Origin of the sequence: Arthrobacter sp. BL-252-APC-1A, from assembly GCF_009696625.1 — a bacterium.
Lineage (GTDB): Bacteria > Actinomycetota > Actinomycetes > Actinomycetales > Micrococcaceae > Arthrobacter_B.
Map to the genome: position 1 here is coordinate 54,682 of NZ_VULS01000005.1, position 23,169 is coordinate 77,850.

Below are 23,169 nucleotides of genomic sequence, written 5' to 3' on the forward strand. Positions count from 1 at the left end.
TACTAGCCCTCGATGGCAGCCTTGGCCGACGGGTCGGAAGCGTCCAGGAACTTCTCGATCCGGTCCACTTCCTCACTCTCGCCGATCGCCGCTGCGGCACGACCCAGGGCGTACAGCGCACGGAGGAAGCCGCGGTTGGGTTCGTGCTCCCACGGGATGGGGCCGGTGCCGCGCCAGCCGGCACGCCGCAGCGCGTCCAGGCCGCGGTGGTAACCCACCCGGGCGTAGGCGTAGGACTCCACCGGACGTCCGTCGTTGAACGCCTCGTCGGCGAGGATGGCCCAGACCTGCGAGGAGGTGGGGAACTTGGCTGCCAGGTCCACTGCCTCGTCACCTGCGGCGAGGCGCGCGACGACGTCGGTCTCCTCGGGCAGGTACGTGGGCTCGGGGCCGAGCAGGTTCTTGCGGAATTCGTCTGACATTAGAGGTGCTTTCCTGCCGATCCGAGGGACTGGGCGGCCTCGACCACGCGGGCGGCCATGCCCTTTTCAGCCGAGGCGCCCCAGACGCGGGGGTCGTACTGCTTCTTGTTGCCGACTTCGCCGTCCACCTTGAGCACGCCGTCGTAGTAGCGGAACATGTGGTCTGCCACCGGACGGGTGTAGGCGTACTGGGTGTCGGTGTCGATGTTCATCTTCACCACGCCGTAGGACACGGCGTCGGCGATTTCCTGGGCAGAGGAGCCGGAACCGCCGTGGAAGACCAGGTCGAACGGGCGCTCCTTGCCGATTGAACCGCCAACGGCGGCCTGGATCTCGTCAAGGATTTCCGGGCGCAGCTTCACGCCGCCGGGCTTGTACACGCCGTGCACGTTGCCGAAGGTCAGCGCGGTGAGGTAGCGGCCCTTGCTGCCGTCGCCCAGCGCCTCAATGGTTGCCATGCCGTCGGCAACGGTGGTGTAGAGCTTCTCGTTGATCTCGTTCTCGACGCCGTCTTCCTCGCCGCCCACGGTGCCGATTTCGACTTCGAGGATGATCTTGGCAGCTGCCGTGCGGGCCAGCAGGTCCTGGGCGATCTTCAGGTTTTCCTCGAGGGTCTCGGCGGAGCCGTCCCACATGTGGGAGTTGAAGATGGGATCCTCGCCGCGCTTGACGCGCTCTTCGGAGGCGGCCAGGAGGGGCAGGACAAAGTCGTCCAGCTTGTCCTTGGGGCAGTGGTCGGTGTGCAGGGCAATGTTCACGTCATAGCTCTTGGCCACTTCGCGGGCGTACGCGGCGAAGGCCAGGGAACCGGTAACCATGTTCTTGACTGAGGCACCGGACCAGTACGCGGCACCGCCGGTGGAGACCTGGACAATGCCGTCCGAGCCGGCCTCAGCAAAACCTGCGAGGGCCGCGTTGAGGGTCTGGGAGGAGGTGACGTTGACGGCCGGGTATGCGAATCCCCCTGCTTTGGCCCGGTCGATCATCTCTGCATAGATCTCGGGGGTTGCAATAGGCATGCTGACTCCTTAGCGAAGTTAAAAATGCGGCAGGGCCGGGCCCTCTTTGGCTCCCCCCATCCTAGCCACAAGTGCCCTGCGATCATCAGGCGCACACGGCATTACGCGGCCAAAAGGGCTCAGGCCCGGCACAGCGGTGCTGCGCCGGGCCTGGGCGAAGGCCGGGGCTAGTCCTGGGCCGGCATCAGCCAGCAGCGTTCCTGCCGGATCCGGACCTCAACGCAGGTACCGGCGTCCATGATGTCTTCGGGGGCCGGATCGCTCACAACTGAAGTGATGTTTCCGTCCTGCGTCTCTACCTCGTACTCAATCCAGGAACCGTAGAACACGGAGTTCAGGATCCGGCCAACGTTGCCGGCAATCTGGACTTCGGCGTGGTTTACCGCGTCGATCCGTGTCACGGAGACGGATTCCGGACGGACCAGCAGCGTAGCCGGCTGGGCGTCGCTGACGCCGTCGTGCGCGGGCACCTGGTGCATCCCGCCCAGGACCGAGACGGTGGCCTGGCGGGCTTCTCCGTCCCCGGTGACCCGGTGGTTCTGCGCTTCAAGGAAGTTGGCCCGGCCAATGAAGTCGGCAACAAACACGGATGCCGGACGGCGGTAGACCTCAGTGGGCGGTGCCACCTGTTCGATCCGGCCCTGCCGCATCACGACGATCCGGTCGGAGAGGGTCATTGCCTCGTCCTGGTCATGCGTGACGTAGACGCTGGTGATGCCCAGTTTGTGCTGGAGGCTGCGGATTTCCGTACGCATCTGCACGCGCAGCTTCGCGTCCAGGTTGGAGAGCGGCTCGTCGAAGAGCAGGACCTTCGGCTTCATGACCATGGCGCGTGCCAGTGCCACACGCTGCTGCTGGCCGCCGGAGAGCTGGTTGGGAGCCCGGTCCGCGTACTGGGTCAGGCTCATGGAAGCCAGCGCAAAGTTGACCTCCTGTTCCAAGGTCTTCGCCGGCGTCTTCTTCAGGCGCAGGCCGTAGGCCACGTTGTCGAAGACGCTCATGTGGGGGAACAGTGCGTAGGACTGGAAGACCATGGACATGGGCCGCTTGTCCGGCGTCAGCCCCAGGATGTCTTCCCCGTCCAGGGTCAGCTTTCCGTCACTGGGCTGCTCAAAGCCGGCGATCATGCGCAGCGTGGTGGTCTTGCCGCAGCCGGAGGGACCCAGCAGGGTGATGAACTCGCCCGGGCGGATGGCGAGGTTGATGCCGTCGACGGCGGCCGGAGCGTCCGGTGCGCCGAAGTGCTTGTACAAATGGTCCAGGTGGAGCTCGCCGGTCTCTGAGGCAAGGCTCTGGGCGGGGGCCTGGGCTGCTGTTTGTGCCATGGTTTCCTCTTGGTGGTAAGTCAGAAAGTTGATGGGGTCAGGCCGGTGCGGCTAGCGCGAGCGGGTCTTGACCTTGGGGTCGCGGATCAGGAGGTTCATCAGGCCGATGACCGCCAGCACAATCACGATCAGGATGGTGCAGTAGGCAAACGCATTGCCGAACCGTCCGGCGTCCACTTCGGAGAGGATCTGCGAGGTCATGATCTTGGTCTTCGGCGTGGTGATGAAGATGATCGGCGAAAGCGTTGTCATGGCCCGGGCGAACGCGTAGGTAAGCCCGGAGAGCAGCGCGGGCCGGATCAGCGGAAGGGTGATGGTCCGGAACGTTGTCAGCGAGGAGGCGCCCAGGGAGGTGGAGGCCTCGTCGATCGCCGGATCGATCTGCTGCAGTGCCGCAACGCCGGAACGCTGGCCCGACGGCATGGAGCGGATCACGTAGACCATCACGATCGCCAGGGCTCCGCCAAAGATGCCGGCGCCGCCGGCGAGGGCCGGAAGCAGCTGGATGTTGCCGATGATGAACGGCTTGTTGAAGGCGACGGCGTAGCCGATGCCCAGCACGGTGCCGGGAACGGCAAGGCCAAGCATGCCGAAGAAGTCCAGGAACCCTCGGCCGCGCCGGACCTTCCGGACGATCAGCCAGGCCATGATCATGCCCAGGACGCCGGCGATCGGCGTTGCAATAAGCGCCAGGATGGTGGTGGTGAACATGGCGTCGGATCCGATGCCGGACAGGACGTAGCGGTAGTTCGCCAGCGTGAAGGTGTTGTTCACGCCGAGGATCTTGGTGAAGGCACCGATGATTACCGTCGCGTAGATGGTCACGATCAGCGCGGCGATCAGTCCGACGACCGTCAGCAGCGGGATGCGGCCTGCGGCGGAGCGGATCAGGCGTACGCTGCCGGCGGGCTTGCCGGAGACCGAGACGACGCTGCGGCGCTCGGCCCAGTAGCGCTGCACCAGGAAGACGAGCAGGCCCGGAAGCAGCAGCACCAGGGAGTAGGCGGCGCCGGCCGCGACGTCGTACTCGCCGGTAATGGCGATGTAGGCCCGGGAGGAAAGCACCGTGAAGTCGCCGCCGATCACCAGCGGGTTGGCGAGGTCGGCGATTGCCTCAACAAAGAGGAGCAGGAAGCAGCTGGCGAAACCCGGGATCAGCATGGGCAGGGTGACGCTGCGGAAGATCTTCCACTTGTTGGCGCCCAGGATGGACGCGGCTTCGTCCATGGCCGGGTCCAGGCTGCGCAGCATGCCCAGCAGGTTCATGTAGGCGACCGGGAAGAAGGAAAGGGACAGCACGAGAGTGAGGCCCGTCAGCCCGTAGATGTTGTATTCCAGGCCCAGGAGCTTGTTGGTAATGAGCCCGCCGCGGCCGAACAGCGTGATGACTGCCGTGGCCACTGCGAAGGGCGGCGAGACAATGGGCAGCAGCGCAATCAGGTGCAGCAGCTTCTTGCCCTTGAACTCCAGCCGTGCCTGCGCGTAGGCGAAGGCGAAGCCAATCAGTGTTCCAAACGCACCAACCAGCAGGCCCAGCACCACGGTGTTCGTGATGATGGTGCGGTTGGTGGACGATGTGAACATTTCAGCCAGGGTTTCCCGGCCGCTCTCACTGAAGGACTGCGTGAGGATCCGGACCAGCGGGTAGGCGATCAGGAGCACCAGGATTGCCATGACAATCCCAATGACGATCTTGGTCAGCGGGTCCAGGCGGCGACCGGCCGCCTTCTTCCCGGTCTTCTTCGCGGGCGGCGGCGCGGGGGCCGCTACCGGCTGCAGGGTTTCGAGGCTCAACAAAGGCTCCTGGTGTGCACGGCCCGCCGCAGCGGGCCGTGCACGTAGTACTGGATGGTGGAGAAGGGACGCTACTCGCGCGGCTGGGCGGCGATTTCAGCGTCGAAACGCTGGGTCAGGCCCTTCTTCGCGCTGGCTGCTTCGCTGAAGTCGTAGTCGACCAGCTGGACGTCGTCCAGCTTGACCATGCGCTCGTCGATGGCGGCTTCCGGGTTGGTGGGCACCTGGTAGGAACCGACGCCGGCGCCCAGTTCCTGCGCCTCCGCGGTGAGTGCAAAGTCGATGTAGGCCTGGGCTGCAGTGAGGTTCCTGGTGCCCTTGACGGCGCCTACGCCGCCGATTTCGTAGCCGGTTCCCTCCTTGGGGAAGGAGACCACAAGGTCATCCATGCCGGCTTCCTTGTACTTCACGCAGTCGTGCGAGAACACGAGGCCGACGGCGACTTCGCCGCGTCCTGCGGTCTGGCCCGGAGCAGTGCCGCTCTTGGAGTACTGCAGGATGTTGTTGTGCAGGCTGCGCGCGTAGCCCAGTGCGGCGTCCTGGTCTCCGTCGTTTAGGACAACCTGGGTCCAGAGCGTGGTGAAGGCGGTACCGGAAGTGGAGGGGTGCGCTGCGGAGACCTGGCCCTTGAGCTTCGGATCCAGCAGGTCTTCCCAGGACTCGGGGACGTCGACGCCGAGCTTGTCCAGCACGGCCTGGTTGGAGCAGAAGCCCAGGGTGCCGACGTAGACGCCGGTCCAGTATCCGTCTGCGTCCTTGTACTTGTCCGGGATGTCCGCTGCGTTGGGGGAGGAGTAGGACTCCAGGAGACCGGCTGCACTGGCCGTGCCGTAGCCGTCGGCCGGGCCGCCGTGCCAGACGTCGAATTCAGGGGATTCCTTGGCGGATTCGAGGCGGGCGACTGTTTCACCCGAGGAGAGCCGGACGAAGCTCGTCTGTACGCCGGTCTTTTCCTGGAACGCAGAGGTCATGGCCTGGCACCAGTCCTCCATGGCACCGCAGGCTACGGTGAGGCTTCCGCCAAGTTCACCGTCCTGGGCGGCGGTCGAATCGTCCACCACACAACCACTCAGGCCCAGCATTGCTGTGGCTCCAATGGCGAATGCGAGCGCGGCTTTGCGCTTCATCAGCGTCCCTTTCGTTGAAGGGGCCACACTGCCCCTTGCCATGTATCCGGTGTCGTCCTCGAACCGGCCCATTCAAATCTAGGGAGGGGGAACCACCCCGCTGCGGCGTTTGCGGTCACAGATGGTCACAGTCCTGTGACCGTTGCGGCCGCTGCCTCCTCATTTGATGCCCAGCCGGTATCCGGTCCCCCGGACGGCCTCGACGGCGTGGGGGTAGCCGTGTTCGGAGAGCTGCCTGCGCAGCCGGTACAGGGCCGTCTTGAGCATCTGCCGGCCGCCCGGGCCTTCATCCACCTGCCATCCCGCCAGCAGCAGGTCCCGGAAACTCACCGGTTTGCCTTCTTCCGCCGCCAGCCGAGTCAGCAGCCGCAGCTCCGTGGGGGTCAGCGTCAGGATGTGCCCGGCGAGGACGGCGGATCCTTCCGCAATCTTCAGCGGCCCGCACACCACTTCGGCCCGGAGGCCGGCGGCGCCCCTGGTCCGCCGCACGATCGCTTCGGCACGCAGCGCCAGCTCGCGGGGGTGGAACGGCTTCGTCACGTAGTCATCTGCACCGGCTTCCAGACCGGCGACGCGGTCCTTGGCTTCGCCGCGAGCGGTGAGCAGCAGGATGGGGACCGTGCTGGTCTGCCGGATCCTGCGGCACAGGCTCAGGCCGGAGGACTGCGGCAGCATTACGTCCAGCACCAGCAGGTCCAGCTCCCTTGATTTAAAGACCTGCCAGGCCTTCTCTGCGTCCCGGGCAGACAGCGTGGTGAAGCCTTGGGTTTCCAGGGCGAAGCTGACAATGTCGATCATCTGCGGTTCATCATCGACCACCAGGGCCAGCGGCTTGGTGCTCATCGGAGCAGTCCCTGTTCGGCTTCGACGCTGTGTGAGCTGTCCTTGGGAAGGGTGAAGAGCATGGTTGTTCCTCTGTTGGGAGTGCTGTCTACGAACACGTCGCCGCCGTGCATCTGAATGATGGCCCGCGTGATGACCAGCCCCAGGCCTGTGCCGTCGCGGAGCGGCTTGCCGCTCTGGAAGCGCTCGAAGAGCCGGCGGCGCTCGTCGTCCCGGATCCCCTCGCCGTCATCGGAAACAGACACCAGGATCTGGGCGTCGGCGTTGACCACCCGCACGGTGATCAGTTCCGCGTTCCGGGCATGGGCCACTGCATTGTTGATCAGGTTCGTCAGGGCCTGCCGCATCAGCATCGGATCCGCCCACAGCCGCGGCGGCGCCCCGGGGCAGTCCAGGGCGATCGGCAGGGGGTGCAGGTGCCGCAGTTCAGAGATGACGGACATGGTCAGTGCCCTCAGGTTGACCCGCTGCGGGTGCAGCTCAAACATGCCGGCGTCGATCCTGGCCTGCGTCAGCAGGTCTTCGGAAAGAGTGATGACACTGTGGCAGTTGGAGCTGATGGTCTGCACGAACCGGGTCTGGCTGTCAGTCAGCGGCCCGGGCGAGCCTTCGGCGAGCAGGTCCGCGGCGCCTTTCATCAGGGACAGCGGAGTCCGGATTTCATGGCTCACCACGGAGATCTGGTCCGCATTTCGCTGCGCGATTCCGCGCAGCCGGTGGGCCTCCGCCCGGTCCGACGCCCAGCGCCGCAGCACCAGGAGCAGGACAGCGAGCATTCCTGCCAGAAGGGCGACCAGGAGCCCTTCAACCGTCAGCGGGGAATCCACGAACCGCCCGATTGCGAGCACCACTGCGGAGGCGGCCAGGATCAGTCCGGCAAGCCACGCCCGGGCCACCCGAGGCAGGCTTGAGTGCCGCAGCGGCAGGAAACCAGCCAAAGGGGCCAGTGCCAGGAGATACCAGAGCCAGTTCATGCTGCTCCAGCCGGGACCAGCGGCTTCGTCTCAGCTCACCTTCTGTCCGAACACGTGCCGGCGGACCCAGCCGTGCATGGCGATCGCGGCAGCGGCCGAGGCGTTCATTGAACGGGTGGAACCAAACTGCGCGATCGACAGGGTCGCTTCGGCAGCTTGGTGGACTTCCGGGGTGAGGCCCGGGCCTTCCTGTCCGAAGACCAGCACGCAGTTGCGCGGCAGGTCGTAGGTTTCAAGCGGAACCGAGTCCGGGAAGTTGTCGATTCCGATGATGACCAGGCCTTCCGACCTTGCCCAGGCGGTGAATTCTTCCACCGTGGGGTGGTGGCGGACGTGCTGGTAGCGGTCTGTGACCATGGCACCGCGGCGGTTCCAGCGGCGTCGCCCGATGATGTGCACTTCCTTGGCGAGGAACGCATTGGCGGTGCGCACCACGGAGCCGATGTTGAGGTCGTGCTGCCAGTTTTCGATAGCGACATGGAATTCGTGCCGCTTGGAATCCAGGTCCGCAACTATCGCGTCGTGCTTCCAGTAGCGGTATTCATCCACCACATTGCGCCGGTCGCCGGAGGCCAGGAGTTCGGGGTCCCACTGCTCGCCCGCGGGCCAGGGCCCTTCCCAGGGTCCGACGCCGACCTCGGGGACCGCAGACGGCTCGGCAGCGGGATTTGTTTCAGGGCTCTCTATCACCCTTCCAGCGTAAGGTGAAAGACTGAACCATCCCGCATCCGCACCGGGAGCCGCTGGCCTGTGCCAGCTTCCCCGGGGCGGTTTCGGACCCGTTGCCGTGGAGAGGGAAACCGTGGGCGAAAACGAGAACATCGAGTGCTGGCTGACAGACATGGACGGTGTGCTGGTCCATGAAAACCAGGCGATCCCGGGAGCCGCCGAACTGATCAACCGCTGGGTAGATACCTCCAAGCGTTTTCTGGTGCTCACGAACAACTCGATCTACACGCCGCGGGACCTCGCTGCCCGGCTGCATGCCTCCGGGCTCGACGTCCCGGAAGAGAACCTCTGGACTTCCGCGCTGGCCACAGCCGAATTCCTGAAAGACCAGCTCAAGGGTTCCCCCTCCCCGGGGCGTGCTTTCGTGATCGGCGAAGCAGGGCTGACGACGGCGCTGCATGAGGCTGGGCTGATCCTCACGGACACGAACCCCGACTATGTGGTCCTGGGTGAAACCCGCACCTATTCATTCGGCACCATCACCAAAGCGATCCGGCTGATCCTGGACGGCGCCCGTTTCATCGCCACGAACCCGGACGTGACGGGCCCGTCGGCGGAGGGCCCCATTCCGGCCACCGGCGCCATCGCCGCACTGATCACGGCAGCCACGGACCGGGAACCGTACATTGTGGGCAAGCCGAATCCCATGATGTTCCGCTCAGCCATGAACAAGATCGATGCGCATTCGGAGACCACCGGCATGATCGGGGACCGGATGGACACGGACATCATTGCCGGCATTGAGGCGGGCCTGACCACCGTCCTGGTGCTGACCGGCATTACCCAGCGCGAAGATATTGCCAGGTACTCCTTCCGGCCCACCCAGGTGATCGGCTCCGTTGCAGACCTGATCGGAACTATCTAGCCGGTTATCCGGGACTAGAACGGGATCTTTCTGCCACCGCCGCCAACAGCCGGCAGCGGTGCATAGGTGTCCAGCACCTGCTCCACCACCCGCTGGTAGATCACCGGGTTCCACTGCGGGCTCGCATGGGCCGGCCGGGCGCCCTCGGTGATGAGGGAGTTGGAGACCATGTTGTCCGGGAACACCTCGGTCCAGCGGGAGCGGGCGGTGTAGTAGTTCACGGTCTCGTCGTCGGGGTTGCCAATGAACGCCAGCTCGGCGTCACCGATGGCACCGGCGTAGGCAGCGGCGTCGTAATGGTAGATGTAGGAGGACTCCGACTGGATCAGGGTGCTCGACGGCGCCAGCGGAGAGAGCTGCTCCAGCGTCTGGTCCACCACCGTGCTCCAGCTGCGTTCGTCCTTGTGCAGGATCCGCTCCCCCAGTTCGTAGCCGCCGCGCAGCGCACTGGGAATCCGGTAACCGGCCTCGTAAAGCAGCACCACGCCGCGGATCATGTTCTGGTCCAGGACGTTGAACCGGCCCGCCGGGCTGGAGTCCAGAATGATCAGCTCAACCTGCACTCCGCGGGCCAGCAGCCGTGCCGCCAGTTCCACGGCCACCATGCCGCCGAAGCTGTGACCGTAAAAGTACACACGGTTGATCCGACGGGTACGGATGTACCTGAACACCTCGGCCTCGATGGTGTCTATGTCCAGGCCCTTGTTTGAATAGCCGACGGCTGCCATCTGTCCCCGGCTTGCCAGCGCGGGACGCAGGGAATTGACGATCCAGACGGCTTCTTCCCAGCTGGTCTTGTAGCCGGGGAACAGGAACCACATAGCCCGCGGAAAGCGCGAGGCGGCGGCGTCGTCCCGCACCGGGAGGATTTCCAGCTGTTCGCGCTGCTCCTGGATCAGGCGGGTGACAAAGAGGTCAGCAGCCAGCGTCAGTCCGGCGGCGGCTCCCACGAGGAACCGTCGCCGGGAAAAGCGGCCCAGGCTCTCCGCATAGCGGAGGACCTTCGCTGGGTCATCGCTCATGGGCTCGGTGCAACCGGTGAGGGGCTTTAGTCGAGCCCGAGCTCATCCTTGCCAAAAGCGAACAGGTACGGGACGCCCGCCTCGGCTTCGATGCGCTCCTTCGCGCCGGTGTCACGGTCAACGATCACGGCGACGGCGACGACGTTGCCCCCGGCGTTGCGCACACCCTCGACGGCAGTGAGTGCCGAACCGCCGGTGGTGGAGGTGTCCTCCAGGACCACGACGTCGCGGCCCGCGACGTCGGGGCCTTCCACCTGGCGTCCCATGCCGTAGGACTTCTGCGCTTTGCGGACCACGAACGCATCAACGGTTCCCCCGCTGCGGGCCGAGGCGTTCATGACTGCGGTCGCTACGGGATCCGCACCCATGGTCAGCCCGCCCGCGCTTGCGAACTGGATGCCCGCGGAATCGATCATGTCCAGCATGACTTCGCCCACCAGCTGTGACGCCTCGTGGTGCAGCGTGATGCGGCGCAGGTCAATGTAGTAATCGGCTTCCTTGCCGGAGGAAAGAGTGACCTTTCCGCGGACCACGGCAAGCTCCTTGATCAGTTCCAGGAGACGGGCACGGGACGCGGTGATCTGCGGGGAAGTCATGACCTCAATCCTATCCGAGCACCGCATCCGGCCCCTGTTCCGTCGAGCTGAACTGCGTCACAGAACGCGCGGCACCTGCCCTCCGCAACAGCGCGTTGTATAGGCTGAACGCCATGCGCGAACTTCAAACCGAAATCATTGCCGAAATGGGTGTGCACCCCGCCATTGATCCGGAAGCGGAGATCCGGCGCCGGGTGGACTTCCTCAAGGACTACCTGCACGCATCCCACACCAAGGGGTTTGTGCTGGGCATCAGCGGCGGCGTGGACTCCACGCTGGCAGGCCGCCTGGCGCAGCTTGCCGTCGAAGAGCTGAACGCCGAGGGCACGGACGCCAACTTCGTGGCCCTTCGCCTGCCCTACCGCGTCCAGCACGACGAAGACGACGCCCAGGCGGCGCTGTCCTTCATCCAGCCCAAGACCTGCTGGACCTACAACATTGGCGACGCCGTGGACGGTTTCGAAAAGGCGTACGCGGCCATGGACGCCGGACCGCTCAGCGACTTCAACAAGGGCAACATCAAGGCCAGGGTCCGGATGACCGCCCACTATGCAGTCGGCGGCGAACACAACCTGCTGGTCATCGGCACGGACCACGGCGCGGAATCCGTGACCGGGTTCTTCACGAAATACGGCGACGGCGGCGCGGACATCCTGCCCCTGTTCGGCCTCAACAAGCGCCAGGTCCGGTCCCTGCTTACTGCCCTCGGTGCACCCGAGAAGCTCGTGGGCAAGGCCCCGACCGCGGACCTGCTCGACGGCGTTCCCGGCCAGACGGACGAAACCGAGCTGGGCATCACGTACGACGAGATCGACGACTACCTTGAGGGCCGGGAAGTCTCCGATGAGGCAGCAGAGAAGATCGAGAAGCGGTACCTCATGACGCAGCACAAGCGGACGACGCCGGTGTCGATTCTTGATTCCTGGTGGAAATAGGTTCTTTCGGTTGAGTTGGGCCCAGGCAGGCCTCCCGGGCGGGCCGGAACGGCGGCAACGAAACTCCTTCGCTCGCAGAGCTCGCTTGGAGTATTAAAGCCGCCTAACCCGGCCCGTCCGTGAGCGTGTTCCCTCCCCCGTCGGCGGTTGGTTTGAGGCGGCTAACCCGGCCCGTCCGTGAGCGTGTTCCCTCCCCCGTCGGCGGTTGGTTTGGAGCGTCGGCTAACCCGGCCCGTCTGTGAGGGGTGAGCTGGGCGTGGAGCTGCCCAAGCTGGCCCCTGCCCGCCAGTGGTTGAGGGGGCGTGGGAGTCGGTCTTTCGGATTTCCCTCGTTCAGGGTGCCAATATCGCGGGGCCGGACCGTGGCGGACCACCCTTCCCACGTTCAGGTGCTCCTGTTACCGGTGTGACCCCGGGAGTCACCATCTGCAACAGAACGTGGGAACGGCGGGCGGATGAGGCGGTGACAACGGATTGAGTCCCTCCTGACTGGTAAACCCTCCAATTTGGGTCGCCATCGGGTCAGTTTCCCTGCCATTCCGGGACATTCCTCCAGTTAGGGACCGCCAACGGGTCGGTTTCCCTGCCACTCCGGGACAACCCTGCCACTTTGGGACTTCCCTGCGCGGCGCCACGGCAGGATTGTCCCGCCACGGAAGGGATGTCCCATTTCGGCTGAAATGTCCCGAATGGCACAGCCCGCACAGAAGCGAACCGTGCGCAGGCAGACAGCCCAGGTTCAACCGAACGGCGAGGCGGATGGCCAAGGATCGGGCGAACAATCAACGAGCCTGGAGAGCGGTCCGGATTAGGCGGACGGCCAACGAGCTTGGAAAACGTGCCGGGCCGAGGTCAGGCGGACAGCCAAGGACCAACAGACGGTCCGGGGCAGTACAGACACTTAACGAGCCCGGAGGACGGTCCGGGTTAGGCGGCTTTAATACTTCCTGCGAGCCCTGCGAGCACGGAAGTTTCGTTGCCGCCGTTCCGGACCGTCCTCCCAGCGCCCGGCGGGCCCGGCAGGCAGGACCGGCAGGCGGACGCCCAGGCGGGACCACCCGGCGGGCCCCGCCTAAGCCGCCGGAAACGGCGCGTCCCAGAACGTAGGCCCCTCTTGCGCGGATTGGGTAACGTAGCAAGGGTGAAGATTGCTACCTGGAACGTGAACTCCATCCGTGCCCGCGCCGACCGCGTTGAAGCGTGGCTGCAGCGCTCCGACGTCGATGTCCTGGCCATCCAGGAAACCAAGGCCAAGGATGACAACTTCCCCTGGGAGATGTTCGAATTCAACGGCTACGAAGTGGCGCACTTTGGCCTCAGCCAGTGGAACGGCGTCGCCATTGCGTCCCGGGTAGGGCTCGACGACGTCGAGCGCACCTTCCCGGACCAGCCGCACTTCGGCAAGACGGCGGAAACTACTGCCGCCGAGGCCCGTGCGATTGGTGCAACCTGCAACGGCGTGCGGATCTGGAGCCTCTACGTTCCCAACGGCCGGGCCGTGGACGATCCCCACATGCCGTACAAGCTTGAGTGGCTGAAGGTCCTGAAGGACCAGGCTGCGTCGTGGGTCGAAGCCGATCCGAACCTGAACCTGGCACTGATGGGCGACTGGAACATTGCCCCGCGCGACGAAGACGTCTGGGACATCGACTGGTTCCGCGCACAGAACGCCACACACATCACCGAACCCGAGCGGGCAGCTTTCCAGGCCTTCCTCGACGCCGGTTTCCAGGATCTGGCCCGTCCGTACACCGAAGGCCCGGGCGTCTACACGTACTGGGACTACACGCAGCTGCGTTTCCCGAAGAAGCAGGGCATGCGCATCGACTTCGCGCTGGGCTCCCCTGCGCTGGCCGCACGTGTCACCGGCGCCAGCATCGACCGGGAGGAACGCAAGGGCAAGGGTGCCTCGGACCACGCACCCGTGATCGTGGAACTGGACTGAGCATGGCCGGGACACCGGAGGCTACCGTGTGGCGGACTTTCCCCTACGTGTCCTACCTCCGCGCCTACGAGCCGCTGGATGCGTTCGACGACGACCAGCAGCTGCGCATCCTGGACCAGCGCTCCCGTGCCCGCCACGAAACGGAAGTGCTGGAACGCAGCGACGCCGTTCGGCGGCTGGTGCGCGCCGTTTCCGATCCGTTCCCGCACAATTCAACGGACCTTGTCCGGGTGCTGCACCATCCGGGCCCGGACGGCACGACCACACGTTTGTACTGCCCGAACCAGCTGGCCGTGCGGACTTCCCTCGCCGCGGAATCCCTCGGCGAAACCGTGCACGGACCGCTGGTGGATGTGCTCCTGCCGGAGGTGGCTCGGGAGGCCCATGCCGCACGGATCGACCCTGATTCATTCGCCGATTCCCTCGCGAAGCTGCACACCCGCTCGGCAACCTGGGGTGTGCCGTTCGGCTGGTTTGTCCTGATGCATGAGGACGACCAGACCGAAGTGGTCGAGGAAGACGGCCGCGTCCTGACCGTCCGGCTCTCGGCACCAATTCTGCAGTGCATTGAACGTGCCCGGCACGCCGCTGCCGCTCTGGCTCTGGCCGCCCCGGACCTGGACCTGCTGGACGAGCTGACGGACCTGGTGGCGTGGATGGAAGTCTTCTCCCCCGCCGCGGTGCTGGAACTGGACTACGGACTGGTCGCAGACCTGGTCTATCCGGACGATTCCCCTTCCGACGTGCGGCTGGGCATCGAATCGCTGGCCGACGGCGACATGACCGGCGCCGCTGCAGCGTACCGGCGGCTTGCGGGACGGTGGATTCCCATCCGCCAGCTGGCCCGCGCCTCCTAGAGGGCGAAGCAGACTGCACCCTGTGCCCGGCGGACCAGGCACTGGCCGAGTCCGGCCACTAGCCAAAGCCGCCAGCCGAACGGGTCCCCGGCCCCGGGTCCGGGAAGGTGAGAGCAGGCTCGGCCCCCGGCGACGGCCCTAGCGGACCCGTTCCTCCCGGCCGATCCGGTAGCGCCTGCCTGCTTCCAGGCTGATCAGCACGGTTGAACTGCGTCCCAGCGCAGCGTCCAGGGCGTCAACCAGGTTGGTGGCATCCGCAGCAACCAGATGCGGCGCGGCACCCTGGCGCGGCACGATCCGCACCCGCAGCCCGTTGCCGTTCCGGAGCGCCCAGGTGCTGACTCCAACAGAGGTCACGTCCGGGTCTTTCAGCAGTGCTTCCCGCAGCGCCTGCTCCGGCACAGCGCCGCTGATGGCGATGCGGCCCGAGGCGCCCTCGTCGTCGTACTCCGCTATCAGCGTGTCCACCCGGCCGCGGCCCTGCGCGGCGATCCACAGAACCAGCAGCACAGCGCAGACAATCATCGCCAGAGCCAGGGCGGGCCAGAGCCAGCTCTGGGTCTGGCCGGGAATTGCGGTGCTGCCCAGGATTCGGCCGCCTTCGGCCATGACGGCCGGGCCGGTCTCCTGCCACCAGCTGGCAGCAGCGGGATCAACGCTGAGCAGGACCAGACCGGCACCCAGTGCCAGGAGCAGCAGCCCGGCGAGTCCGAGGAGCACACGGTTCAGGGATCGAGGGGTGCGGTTCACTGGCCGATCGCCCCCACGGTAGAGACCAGCACGGTGACTTCGGGCTGCGGCTGCAGGCCGGTCAACGCCAGCTCGTCCTCCACACCGGCCCGGACGGCGTCCGAGTCAACAGGGATGCCGGAGGTGGGACGGATCCTGACTTCAACGCGGCTCCGGCCTACGGTCACCAGGACCTGGCTGGACGTAACGCCGGCGGTGAGGCGGGCGCGGCGGGCCAGGGAAGAGGCCAGAACTTCGGCATCCACTACGACGGCGGCGCGCGGGTTGGGTATGGCATAGCGTGCGCGGCGGCCCGGCAGGACCGCCATCAGGAAGAACCAGAGACCGGCCAGGAAGATCAGGGCTCCGGCCAGGCCCAGGAACAGGGGGTCAGCGTCGCGGGGCAGGCCGGCCAGCCAGTGCGCAAAGGTGGGCGGATCAATCAGCCACTCCTCCTGGCCCAGTGACTGCAGCACGGACTCCAGAAGAACGTACAGGCAAAGGAGAATGCCGAGTACGGCGGCGATGACCGCCGGGACGGTTCGCGCGGCGTGGGTCTCCCGCCGCACGATCCTGCCGGTGGCCGACTCGGTGGGCGGGGCAGCCGTGGTCTCGCTCATTTGACCCGGGCCCCTTCCTGCACGCGGATGCCGGTCACGCGGATGTCGACCAGGGAAAGGATGGAGCCGGTCAGGTAGGTGATGCGCTCCAGCAGTGCAGGTTTGGAGGCGTGGACCCGGTCCCAGACTGACCCGCCGGTGCGTTCAACCAGTCCGGGGTCTTTGACGACGGCGCCCAGCGGCGGCATGGTGACCGGCAGTGCAAGGGACAGTGCCAGCAGTCCCTGGTCGTCGCTCCACGTCACGCGCACGGCAGAGGCTGGAATCCCAAAGTGTTCAGCGGACACAGCTTGCGCCGTGCTGGTCAGGGCCTGGGTGCTGATCCGGTTGTGCCCCGCCAGTGATGTTCCGGTGCGGGGCTGTGCAGGTACGACGGCAGTGCTCATGAGGAGGAACGGCGCCCGGTGAGTGCGTCCCGCACGCTGCGGAAGTCCACCTTGCCTTCCGCGGCCCGGCCCAGGAAAGCTCCTACTGCGATGAACAGTGCCATCAGCAGGAAACCCCAGAAATCAAAAAGAAGTGCCGTGAATGCCAGCACGGCACCCACTGCCATGCCCACCACTGTCGGTTTCATTGTTCCTGCCTTACTTTCGGTCCCCTGCAGGACCGGATACGCATTGGATGATCCTTCGATGCCCGGACGGCTACGCATGCTGGTCCTGGCCCGTGCCGGGCTGGCGTTTAACTGCCCGGGTGTCCAGTGCGTCCGGAACGTGGACGTCCGCAATTGAAACGTTGACCTCCACCACGTTCAGCCCCACGAGGTCTTCGACGGCGGTGTATACGGCCGCCCGCACTGCGTCTGCGATGCCCGTCAGCGGAACTCCGTAGTCCGCCACGAGCGTGATATCCACGGCAGCTTCGGTCTCCCCGACTTCAACGTTCACGCCGGCTGTGGCGCTGCTGTCCGAACCGGCGACGGCGTCGCGCACCGCTCCCAGGGTCCGGCCGGCGCCCGTGCCAAGGGTGAAGACACCGGGGACGGCCCGCGCGGCAATGGCGGCTACCTTCGCCACGGCCTGTTCGGCAATGGAGGTGCGGCCGCCGGGTTCCCCGTCCGGTCCGGGTGCAGACGGCGGGGGAACCGGAGCTCCTGCGGTGTCCGGGCCCGGGATACCCGGGCTGGCCTGATGGGCGGCGCCGGCGGGCTTTGGTCCGGGACCGGGCGGCGGCTGAGAGACTGCGCCTGGACCGGGCTGAGCCGGCGTCGGATTCACTGGCTGTGCGGCGGGAGCGGCAGGACCGTTTCCCGGCGTGATCTGGGCATCTTCCATAAGAGCCAAGCCTAGCCCCTCACCTGCTCCGTTGGGCAGGGAAGGGTCACCCCATCCGTACGCGCCGGCCGGTCACCTGGGTGGGATCGATGCCCACGAACAGGTTCCGCTGCCCGCCGCCATAGGGTGCAGCGGTACGCATCCCCCACAGTGTTGTCAGCAGCGACTCGTCCTTCACGGAGTTGGCACGGCCGCTGACCAGGACGGACCAGCCGGCCATTGCCTCGCCGTCGTGCGCGTCCACCTGGAATGAAGTGTTCAGATCCCCCGGCAGGAGCGCCAGTCCGCTGTCTTCACTGGTCCGGAAATACACGGATTTGTCGTGCACCAGGTAGTTCACGGGAAAGACCAGCAGCCGTCCGTCCTGCAGGAACGCAATCCTGCCGGTTTCCTGGCCGCCCAGCAGGGACCAGCACTGGGCTTCGCTCAGCTCCTCATTCGCATGCGGGCTGACTGAGTCCCATTGGAACGCTTTACTGTTCGGAATCATCTTTGACCTCCAAGGTTCGAAGCTCCCAGTGAACCGGGCGGACCTGAGGAAGAAAAGGCCTGCCGCGGCTGAGCCGGGCAGACACGGCCAAATCGGGTCCGGACAAAAAGAAACCCCGCACTCACTGAGTGCGGGGTTCTAGCTGGTGGCTCCGACCGGCGTCGATCCGGTGACCTTTCGATTTTCAGTCGAACGCTCTACCAACTGAGCTACAGAGCCGGGCATCATCGAAAAGATGATCACCGAGATCTTCCAAATCGCTTCAGAAAATCTGAGCGACCCTGACGGGACTTGAACCCGCGACCTCCGCCGTGACAGGGCGGCGCGCTAACCAACTGCGCTACAGGGCCTTGCTTTTCACGAGTGTAAACTCTACCAGCTTTTCAGCGGTGTAATTACCACTCTCGTGAGTACCCCCAACGGGATTCGAACCCGTGCCGCCGCCGTGAAAGGGCGGTGTCCTAGGCCGCTAGACGATGGGGGCTTAAGACACGCAGCGTTGAACTTGGCTGACTCCGAGGCTACTCGGTTCCAGTCGGGTTTCCCGGCTGCGGACTTATAAAACTATAGGGCCTATTCGCGCGATCTTCAAAATCGGGTTCCGGGCACCCACGGCTAGAGTAGAAATGTGCCAATCGAGATGAGCCCCGATGACTTCGAAGCCGCCGTCGACGACGCCCTGAACTCCATCCCGGAGGACCTGGCCAAGGCGATGAACAACGTGGCTGTCTTCATCGAGGACGAATACATCCCTGCCCCGCATGAGGACCCGGAAACTGAACTGCTGGGCCTGTATGACGGCACGCCTCTCACCGAACGGGATTCCTGGTGGGGTGCCGGTTCCCTGCCTGACAGGATCGTGGTTTTCAGCGGACCGCTAACCCGGATGTGCGACTCCCGCGACGAACTCGTCGACGAAATCCGGATCACCGTCATACACGAGGTAGCCCACCACTTCGGAATCGATGATGCCCGGCTGCACGAACTGGGTTGGGGCTGACTCATGGGCGATCATTCCGGCCACAGCCACGGGCTGCCGTCAGGCACAGCCACCGGAAGGCACCGCCGCAAACTGCTGGCGGTCTTCCTCATCACCATCTCGGTGGTTGTTATACAGGCAATCGGAGCGCTGCTCTCCGGCTCCCTGGCGCTTCTCGCCGACTCCGGACACATGCTTTCCGACGCCGCGGGTGTTTCCATCGCACTGCTCGCCGCATGGATTGCCGGGCGGCCCGCGACGTCCAAGCGGACCTACGGCTACCAGCGCGCAGAAGTCCTCGCCGCCCTGGCCAACGCGGTGCTGCTGATCGTGATCGCCGTCGTCATCTTTACGGAAGCTGTCCGCCGAATCGGGGACGCCCCCGAGGTGCAGACGGGGATTATGCTCTTTGCCGCCATCCTCGGCGGCCTGGCGAACCTGGTTTCCCTGCTCATCCTGCGTTCCGGGCGCAAGGAAAGCCTGAACGTGCGCGGAGCCTACCTGGAAGTCCTTGGGGACCTGCTGGGCTCAGCCGCCGTGGTGATTTCCGCCGTCGTAATTATCCTGACCGGCTACCAGCAGGCGGACGTCTGGGCGTCGTTCCTGATCGCTGCCATGATCCTGCCGCGTGCCTGGTCGCTGCTGCGGGAAGTGATCGACGTACTTCTCGAAGCGACGCCGCAGGGTGTGGATGTGGAAATGATCCGCGAACACATCGGCCGGGTTGAGGGAGTGCAGGATGCCCACGACATCCACATCTGGACCATCACTTCGGGAGTGCCGGTTTTCTCGGCCCATGTGGTGGTTGATGAGGAATACCTGACGCCGCAGGGCATGGACGCCATCCTGGACCGGCTCTCAGGCTGCCTGTCCAGCCACTTCGACACCGAGCACTGCACCTTCCAGCTGGAGCCCGAGCGGCATGCCGTCCACGAAGGCGAACGGCACGCCTAGGCCCTGCGCCTACTCTTCGGCCATGGGGCCAAACTTGGCCCGGTCTTCGAGCCGGGGATCGTCATAGTCCGGAACCACCATGACCGGCCCCTTGGCATGGTGCAGCACGCTCTGGCTGGTGGAGCCCAGCAGCATGCCGGCGAAGCCGCCGCGTCCGCGGGTTCCCAGCACCACCAGCTCAACATTGGCGGTGCGTCCCACCATGATTTCCGCGGGCGGGCCGTCAACCAGCTCCACGGACATTTCAACGTCCGGGAAATGGCTCTGCAGCCAGTTGCGTCCGGCACTGAGCTGTTCCATCAACTCCGCGTGCAGCGCGTCGATGTCCAGCGGAGCAGGCACCCAGGCCAGGGAGCCGCTGAACGGCGGCAGGGCGCACACAATGCGCAGCGGCAGGCCGGTGCTTCGCGCCTGCTCGGCCGCCACGAGCGAAGCGGCGCGGCCCTGCTCGGAGCCGTCGACGCCCACGACGACCGCCTGATGGACGTCCTCAGGCACCGGAGATCCTGACGGGGCGGAAACACCGGATTCGGGCAGCCGTCCGGCAGTCCGCAGCGGAACAATGACGGTGGGGCACTTGGCATGGGCCGGGAGGGCACTTGAAACAGAACCGAGCAGCCGCCCAACGAACCCGCCCCGCCCGCGGGAACCGACCACCATGAGGTCCGCGTCCTCGGAAAGTTCAAGCAGGACGGCGGAGGCGTCCCCGCTCTCAACCCGGGCAACGACTTCCAGACCGTCGTGGGAAACACGGGCGAGCGCTTTTTCCTGCACGGAGCGGGCGCCGTCTCGGATAACCGCGTCATCAACAGCGGTGTAGCCGGCGTCCATCGACGACGCCGCGAATATGGGAACGGTGTAGGCAGTGACCACGTGAAGCGGGACCCCGCGCCGGCGGGCTTCCCTGGCGGCCCAGGTGAGCGCGCAGATGCTCTGGTCCGATCCGTCCACACCGACCACGATCCCGGAACGGACTTGCCCCGCCTCAAACTCAGAATCGAACAAAACCGGCTCCCTTCGGGGTGCACGCAGCCCCCGTCGGCTGCGCTCCTGGTGCCAGCCTACCCGCCCGCTTCCCTATAAGGAGGCGGATGTCACGCAAGTCGACCTGAGTTAAAGCCTCCGGGCACGTCAGGACTAATATTGAATGGGGCATTCGTCTGGCCCGGACCACAACACTCACTCAGAGGGAAACCGTCATGCTCAAGCAAGGTTCAAAACTGGACCGCTATTTCGAAATTTCCAAACGGGGCTCCACGGTTGGAACGGAAGTCCGCGGAGGCCTGGCGACGTTCTTCGCCATGAGCTACATAGTGGTCCTGAACCCCCTGATTCTCGGCGGAGCAGACGGTGCCGGCAACGTTCTGGGCGGTCCCGCGATCGCGGCAGCCACAGCATTGGTTGCCGGCGTGCTAACCATCATCATGGGCGCGTGGGCCAAGCACCCCTTCGCAATGGCCACGGGCCTTGGCGTCAACGCCTTCGTGGCAGTCACGGTTGCCACTACTGACGACCTCACCTGGCCCGATGTCATGGGCCTGGTGGTTCTGGCCGGCATCACCATGTTCATCCTCGTCCTCACCGGTTTCCGGACAGCAGTATTCAGGGCCGTCCCCGCAAGCCTGAAAACCGCAATCGTGGTTGGCATCGGCCTGTTCATTGCCCTGCTGGGCTTCGTAAACGCCGGGTTTGTCCGCCGCGTTCCCGACGCCGCCGGCACCACGGTTCCGGTCGAACTGGGTTCCGGCGGAGACCTGCTCGGCTGGCCAACGCTCGTGTTCGTCTTCGGGCTGATCCTCACCATCGTGCTGATGGCCCGCAAGGTTCGCGGCGCCATCCTGATCGGCATCCTGTCCTCGACCGTCCTGGCAGTGATTGTCGAGAACGTTGCCTCGCCGGGCAGCCAGGGCGCGGGCGTGCCAACAGGCTGGTCCCTGGTCACACCGAGCATGCCGCAGTGGGGCGCCCCGGACCTGTCACTGATCGGCAGCTTCAACCTCTTCGGTTCCTTTGAGAAGCTGGGCATCATCGGTGCCTCGCTCCTGGCTTTCGTAATCCTCCTGAGCATCTTCTTTGACGCCATGGGAACCATGGTTGGGCTTGCCACCGGGGCCGGAAGCATCGACAAGAATGGCAACATCCCCAACGTTGACCGTGTGCTGCTCGTTGACGCAGCCGGCGCGATCGCCGGCGGCGGAGCCAGCGTCTCCTCCAACCAGCTGTTCGTTGAATCCGGTGCCGGCATCGGCGAAGGTGCCCGTACCGGCCTGGCGTCCATCGTCACAGGCCTGCTCTTCATCGCAGCCATGTTCCTGACACCGCTGATCTACCTGGTGCCGTTCGAAGCAGTGGCGCCTGCTCTCGTCGTCGTGGGTTACCTGATGGTCACCCAGGTGGCGAAGATCGATTGGTCGGACATCGGCCTGGCCCTGCCGTCCTTCCTGACCATTGTGCTGATGCCCTTCACCTACTCGATCGCCAACGGCCTGGGTGCCGGTTTCGTCTCCTACGTGCTGATCCGCACGGTGCAGGGACGGGCCCGGGAAGTCCACCCGGTGATGTGGATTGTTGCCACGGCGTTCGCCGTCTTCTTCTGCGTCGGCCCGATCGAGGCTGCACTGGGTGTGTAACCGCGCACGGCAGTAAGTGCAGCCGCAGGCCGCAAAGGAAAGTGCCCCCGCCGTCCGGCGGGGGCACTTTCCTTTTAGGGCTTTAGGCGGGCCGGGCTTCCCCGTCCGCCTCGGCGTCGTGTATCACCTGGGATCCGCGCCCGAAGGCACGCACTTTGGCGTCGTCCCAGAGCTGGGCCGGCAGTGCACCTCCGAGCAGCGTCCGGGGCAGGGCTGCGTCCTGGGCAAAGGGGACGTCGGAGCCCGCAATGATGATGTTCCCGTAGCGCCGGCCCTTGAGCATGGCCGGGTCCGCCACAATCGCGGTGTGCCGGAAGGAAGCGGCGATGGTGGCCGCTTCGCGGCGGGCCATCCGCAGGTCCGGGGCGTCGCCGCAGTTGACCACGTAGAGCCCGTCCGCTGCCAGCACACGCTTGGCATGGACCAGGAATTCAGCCGAGGTGAGCGGCAGCGGGGTCTTGTCTCCGGCGAAGACGTCGCGGATGAGCAGGTCGCGGCTGTCCTCGCTGAGGGACTCAGTCACCTCGCGCGCTTCGCCTACCCGCAGCCGCATCAGCGGTGCCCGCGGAAGGTCGAACCAGCCCCGCACCAGTTCGGCAAGCTTTCCATCCAGTTCGACGACGACCTGGCGCGCTCCGGGGTAAACGTCGGCGAAGTAGCGGGCCATGGAGCAGGCGCCGCCGCCCAGGTGCAGTGCGCGGAGACGGGCGTCTTCCGGGAACCGGGACTGAACCAGCGCAGCGATCCAGCGCATGTATTCGAAGTCCAGTTCCCGCGGATTCGCCAAATCGATGTGCGATGAATGCACGCCGTTGATTTTCAGCAGCCACCCGGTGGGGGAGAACTGGTCCGGAAGCAGTTCGCAGGTTCCGGTATCAATCTCGTAGCGGCCCTCCACGGGTCCGCGGCCGACGCCTGGCAGCTCTTCAGTGGCGGTCTTGCCGGGGCGTTTCCTGCCCATCAGTAATCTGCCGGGAAATCGGACACGGGGACGTGCACAAAGCTCATGCTTCCAGCTTAGGCTTCACAGCCGTCCGCCCG

The 23,169-nt window shown here is 65.4% G+C and carries 25 protein-coding genes and 3 tRNA genes; 7 read left to right on the forward strand and 21 right to left on the reverse strand.

Annotation, left to right across the window (positions count from 1 at the left end; translation table 11 throughout):
- Positions 1-2 precede the first annotated feature (2 nt).
- From FYJ28_RS09160 to FYJ28_RS09195, 8 genes are all read right to left on the reverse strand, one after another.
- Positions 3-422, reverse strand: a complete 420-nt coding sequence (locus FYJ28_RS09160) for a DUF3151 domain-containing protein (RefSeq protein ID WP_055240589.1) — start codon at positions 420-422, stop codon at positions 3-5.
- On the reverse strand, positions 422-1,441 hold the full coding sequence (gene fbaA, locus FYJ28_RS09165; protein ID WP_055240588.1) for a class II fructose-bisphosphate aldolase: 1,020 nt from the start codon (positions 1,439-1,441) through the stop codon (positions 422-424). The genes FYJ28_RS09160 and fbaA overlap by 1 nt, the downstream gene beginning before the upstream one ends.
- Before the next feature lie 167 nt (positions 1,442-1,608).
- On the reverse strand, positions 1,609-2,766 hold the full coding sequence (locus FYJ28_RS09170; protein WP_154579093.1) for an ABC transporter ATP-binding protein: 1,158 nt from the start codon (positions 2,764-2,766) through the stop codon (positions 1,609-1,611).
- A gap of 51 nt (positions 2,767-2,817) precedes the next feature.
- Entirely contained in the window at positions 2,818-4,560 is a 1,743-nt protein-coding gene (locus FYJ28_RS09175; protein WP_229780377.1) for an ABC transporter permease, read from the reverse strand.
- Between the two features lie 71 nt (positions 4,561-4,631).
- Positions 4,632-5,687 (reverse strand): ABC transporter substrate-binding protein, encoded by a 1,056-nt coding sequence (locus FYJ28_RS09180; protein WP_055240586.1) that lies wholly within the window; start codon positions 5,685-5,687, stop codon positions 4,632-4,634.
- A 159-nt stretch (positions 5,688-5,846) separates the two neighbouring features.
- A complete protein-coding gene (locus tag FYJ28_RS09185) occupies positions 5,847-6,530 on the reverse strand; it encodes a response regulator (RefSeq protein WP_154579094.1) in 684 nt (227 codons plus the stop codon).
- Positions 6,527-7,504, reverse strand: a complete 978-nt coding sequence (locus tag FYJ28_RS09190; protein WP_055240584.1) for a sensor histidine kinase — start codon at positions 7,502-7,504, stop codon at positions 6,527-6,529. Before FYJ28_RS09190 ends, FYJ28_RS09185 begins: the two co-directional genes overlap by 4 nt.
- A gap of 30 nt (positions 7,505-7,534) precedes the next feature.
- On the reverse strand, positions 7,535-8,194 hold the full coding sequence (locus FYJ28_RS09195; protein WP_326831627.1) for a TrmH family RNA methyltransferase: 660 nt from the start codon (positions 8,192-8,194) through the stop codon (positions 7,535-7,537).
- A 151-nt stretch (positions 8,195-8,345) separates the two neighbouring features.
- Between FYJ28_RS09195 and FYJ28_RS09200 the strand changes: the two genes are divergently transcribed.
- The gene (locus FYJ28_RS09200) at positions 8,346-9,098 is read left to right on the forward strand and encodes an HAD-IIA family hydrolase (protein WP_082413451.1); all 753 of its coding nucleotides are present in this window, start codon (positions 8,346-8,348) and stop codon (positions 9,096-9,098) included.
- 14 nt (positions 9,099-9,112) lie between these two features.
- Here the strand turns inward: FYJ28_RS09200 and FYJ28_RS09205 are convergent, their stop codons facing one another.
- Together FYJ28_RS09205 and pyrE are read right to left on the reverse strand one after the other, a co-directional pair.
- A complete protein-coding gene (locus tag FYJ28_RS09205; RefSeq protein ID WP_055240581.1) occupies positions 9,113-10,120 on the reverse strand; it encodes an alpha/beta hydrolase in 1,008 nt (335 codons plus the stop codon).
- A gap of 26 nt (positions 10,121-10,146) precedes the next feature.
- Positions 10,147-10,716, reverse strand: coding sequence for an orotate phosphoribosyltransferase (gene pyrE, locus FYJ28_RS09210; protein WP_055240580.1), 570 nt, complete (start codon positions 10,714-10,716; stop codon positions 10,147-10,149).
- Between the two features lie 113 nt (positions 10,717-10,829).
- On the opposite strand from pyrE, the gene nadE reads away from it, so the two are divergent.
- From nadE to FYJ28_RS09225, 3 genes are all read left to right on the forward strand, one after another.
- Entirely contained in the window at positions 10,830-11,651 is an 822-nt protein-coding gene (gene nadE / locus FYJ28_RS09215) for an ammonia-dependent NAD(+) synthetase (RefSeq protein ID WP_154579096.1), read from the forward strand.
- 1,140 nt (positions 11,652-12,791) lie between these two features.
- Positions 12,792-13,595, forward strand: coding sequence for an exodeoxyribonuclease III (locus tag FYJ28_RS09220; protein ID WP_055240578.1), 804 nt, complete (start codon positions 12,792-12,794; stop codon positions 13,593-13,595).
- 2 nt (positions 13,596-13,597) lie between these two features.
- Positions 13,598-14,452 (forward strand): hypothetical protein, encoded by an 855-nt coding sequence (locus tag FYJ28_RS09225; RefSeq protein WP_055240577.1) that lies wholly within the window; start codon positions 13,598-13,600, stop codon positions 14,450-14,452.
- A gap of 138 nt (positions 14,453-14,590) precedes the next feature.
- Here FYJ28_RS09225 and FYJ28_RS09230 read toward each other — a convergent pair whose 3' ends face one another.
- From FYJ28_RS09230 to FYJ28_RS09270, 9 genes are all read right to left on the reverse strand, one after another.
- Positions 14,591-15,202 carry a hypothetical protein gene (locus FYJ28_RS09230; RefSeq protein WP_154579098.1) on the reverse strand — a complete coding sequence of 204 codons (612 nt, stop codon included), beginning with the start codon at positions 15,200-15,202 and terminating at the stop codon, positions 14,591-14,593.
- Entirely contained in the window at positions 15,199-15,801 is a 603-nt protein-coding gene (locus tag FYJ28_RS09235) for a DUF6286 domain-containing protein (RefSeq protein WP_055240575.1), read from the reverse strand. Before FYJ28_RS09235 ends, FYJ28_RS09230 begins: the two co-directional genes overlap by 4 nt.
- The gene (locus FYJ28_RS09240) at positions 15,798-16,187 is read right to left on the reverse strand and encodes a hypothetical protein (protein ID WP_154579099.1); all 390 of its coding nucleotides are present in this window, start codon (positions 16,185-16,187) and stop codon (positions 15,798-15,800) included. The genes FYJ28_RS09235 and FYJ28_RS09240 overlap by 4 nt, the downstream gene beginning before the upstream one ends.
- Positions 16,184-16,375 (reverse strand): DUF2273 domain-containing protein, encoded by a 192-nt coding sequence (locus FYJ28_RS09245; protein WP_055242076.1) that lies wholly within the window; start codon positions 16,373-16,375, stop codon positions 16,184-16,186. Before FYJ28_RS09245 ends, FYJ28_RS09240 begins: the two co-directional genes overlap by 4 nt.
- Positions 16,376-16,445: 70 nt before the next feature.
- Complete coding sequence (locus FYJ28_RS17345; protein WP_326831653.1) at positions 16,446-16,916, reverse strand: Asp23/Gls24 family envelope stress response protein; 471 nt, start codon at positions 16,914-16,916, stop codon at positions 16,446-16,448.
- A 205-nt stretch (positions 16,917-17,121) separates the two neighbouring features.
- Entirely contained in the window at positions 17,122-17,565 is a 444-nt protein-coding gene (locus tag FYJ28_RS09255) for a pyridoxamine 5'-phosphate oxidase family protein (protein ID WP_154579101.1), read from the reverse strand.
- A 143-nt stretch (positions 17,566-17,708) separates the two neighbouring features.
- A tRNA-Phe gene (locus tag FYJ28_RS09260) sits at positions 17,709-17,784 on the reverse strand.
- 57 nt (positions 17,785-17,841) lie between these two features.
- Positions 17,842-17,915: transfer RNA gene (locus FYJ28_RS09265), tRNA-Asp, on the reverse strand.
- Positions 17,916-17,976: 61 nt separating this feature from the next.
- Positions 17,977-18,049: transfer RNA gene (locus tag FYJ28_RS09270), tRNA-Glu, on the reverse strand.
- Between the two features lie 156 nt (positions 18,050-18,205).
- On the opposite strand from FYJ28_RS09270, the gene FYJ28_RS09275 reads away from it, so the two are divergent.
- Both FYJ28_RS09275 and FYJ28_RS09280 read left to right on the forward strand, forming a co-directional pair.
- The gene (locus FYJ28_RS09275; protein ID WP_055240572.1) at positions 18,206-18,565 is read left to right on the forward strand and encodes a metallopeptidase family protein; all 360 of its coding nucleotides are present in this window, start codon (positions 18,206-18,208) and stop codon (positions 18,563-18,565) included.
- 3 nt (positions 18,566-18,568) lie between these two features.
- Complete coding sequence (locus FYJ28_RS09280; protein ID WP_154579102.1) at positions 18,569-19,498, forward strand: cation diffusion facilitator family transporter; 930 nt, start codon at positions 18,569-18,571, stop codon at positions 19,496-19,498.
- Between the two features lie 9 nt (positions 19,499-19,507).
- Here the strand turns inward: FYJ28_RS09280 and FYJ28_RS09285 are convergent, their stop codons facing one another.
- Positions 19,508-20,503, reverse strand: coding sequence for a universal stress protein (locus FYJ28_RS09285; protein WP_055240570.1), 996 nt, complete (start codon positions 20,501-20,503; stop codon positions 19,508-19,510).
- 194 nt (positions 20,504-20,697) lie between these two features.
- Here FYJ28_RS09285 and FYJ28_RS09290 point away from each other — a divergent pair, with 194 nt between their 5' ends.
- Positions 20,698-22,128, forward strand: a complete 1,431-nt coding sequence (locus FYJ28_RS09290; RefSeq protein WP_154579103.1) for an NCS2 family permease — start codon at positions 20,698-20,700, stop codon at positions 22,126-22,128.
- 82 nt (positions 22,129-22,210) lie between these two features.
- Here the strand turns inward: FYJ28_RS09290 and FYJ28_RS09295 are convergent, their stop codons facing one another.
- A complete protein-coding gene (locus FYJ28_RS09295; RefSeq protein ID WP_154579104.1) occupies positions 22,211-23,089 on the reverse strand; it encodes a spermidine synthase in 879 nt (292 codons plus the stop codon).
- Positions 23,090-23,169: the final 80 nt, after the last annotated feature.

What these genes read in the sequence shown, in the direction of transcription:
- pyrE (WP_055240580.1), bottom strand. Translation starts at nt 10,716, where the DNA reads ATGACTTCCCCGCAGATCACCGCGTCCCGTGCCCGTCTCCTGGAACTG.
- FYJ28_RS09160 (WP_055240589.1), bottom strand. Translation starts at nt 422, where the DNA reads ATGTCAGACGAATTCCGCAAGAACCTGCTCGGCCCCGAGCCCACGTAC.
- FYJ28_RS09205 (WP_055240581.1), bottom strand. Translation starts at nt 10,120, where the DNA reads ATGAGCGATGACCCAGCGAAGGTCCTCCGCTATGCGGAGAGCCTGGGC.
- FYJ28_RS09240 (WP_154579099.1), bottom strand. Translation starts at nt 16,187, where the DNA reads ATGAGCACTGCCGTCGTACCTGCACAGCCCCGCACCGGAACATCACTG.
- fbaA (WP_055240588.1), bottom strand. Translation starts at nt 1,441, where the DNA reads ATGCCTATTGCAACCCCCGAGATCTATGCAGAGATGATCGACCGGGCC.
- FYJ28_RS09200 (WP_082413451.1), top strand. Translation starts at nt 8,346, where the DNA reads ATGGACGGTGTGCTGGTCCATGAAAACCAGGCGATCCCGGGAGCCGCC.
- FYJ28_RS09275 (WP_055240572.1), top strand. Translation starts at nt 18,206, where the DNA reads ATGAGCCCCGATGACTTCGAAGCCGCCGTCGACGACGCCCTGAACTCC.
- FYJ28_RS09185 (WP_154579094.1), bottom strand. Translation starts at nt 6,530, where the DNA reads ATGAGCACCAAGCCGCTGGCCCTGGTGGTCGATGATGAACCGCAGATG.
- FYJ28_RS09225 (WP_055240577.1), top strand. Translation starts at nt 13,598, where the DNA reads ATGGCCGGGACACCGGAGGCTACCGTGTGGCGGACTTTCCCCTACGTG.
- FYJ28_RS09190 (WP_055240584.1), bottom strand. Translation starts at nt 7,504, where the DNA reads ATGAACTGGCTCTGGTATCTCCTGGCACTGGCCCCTTTGGCTGGTTTC.
- FYJ28_RS09235 (WP_055240575.1), bottom strand. Translation starts at nt 15,801, where the DNA reads ATGAGCGAGACCACGGCTGCCCCGCCCACCGAGTCGGCCACCGGCAGG.
- FYJ28_RS09295 (WP_154579104.1), bottom strand. Translation starts at nt 23,089, where the DNA reads ATGGGCAGGAAACGCCCCGGCAAGACCGCCACTGAAGAGCTGCCAGGC.
- FYJ28_RS09255 (WP_154579101.1), bottom strand. Translation starts at nt 17,565, where the DNA reads ATGATTCCGAACAGTAAAGCGTTCCAATGGGACTCAGTCAGCCCGCAT.
- FYJ28_RS09290 (WP_154579103.1), top strand. Translation starts at nt 20,698, where the DNA reads ATGCTCAAGCAAGGTTCAAAACTGGACCGCTATTTCGAAATTTCCAAA.
- nadE (WP_154579096.1), top strand. Translation starts at nt 10,830, where the DNA reads ATGCGCGAACTTCAAACCGAAATCATTGCCGAAATGGGTGTGCACCCC.
- FYJ28_RS09280 (WP_154579102.1), top strand. Translation starts at nt 18,569, where the DNA reads ATGGGCGATCATTCCGGCCACAGCCACGGGCTGCCGTCAGGCACAGCC.
- FYJ28_RS09180 (WP_055240586.1), bottom strand. Translation starts at nt 5,687, where the DNA reads ATGAAGCGCAAAGCCGCGCTCGCATTCGCCATTGGAGCCACAGCAATG.
- FYJ28_RS09170 (WP_154579093.1), bottom strand. Translation starts at nt 2,766, where the DNA reads ATGGCACAAACAGCAGCCCAGGCCCCCGCCCAGAGCCTTGCCTCAGAG.
- FYJ28_RS09245 (WP_055242076.1), bottom strand. Translation starts at nt 16,375, where the DNA reads ATGAAACCGACAGTGGTGGGCATGGCAGTGGGTGCCGTGCTGGCATTC.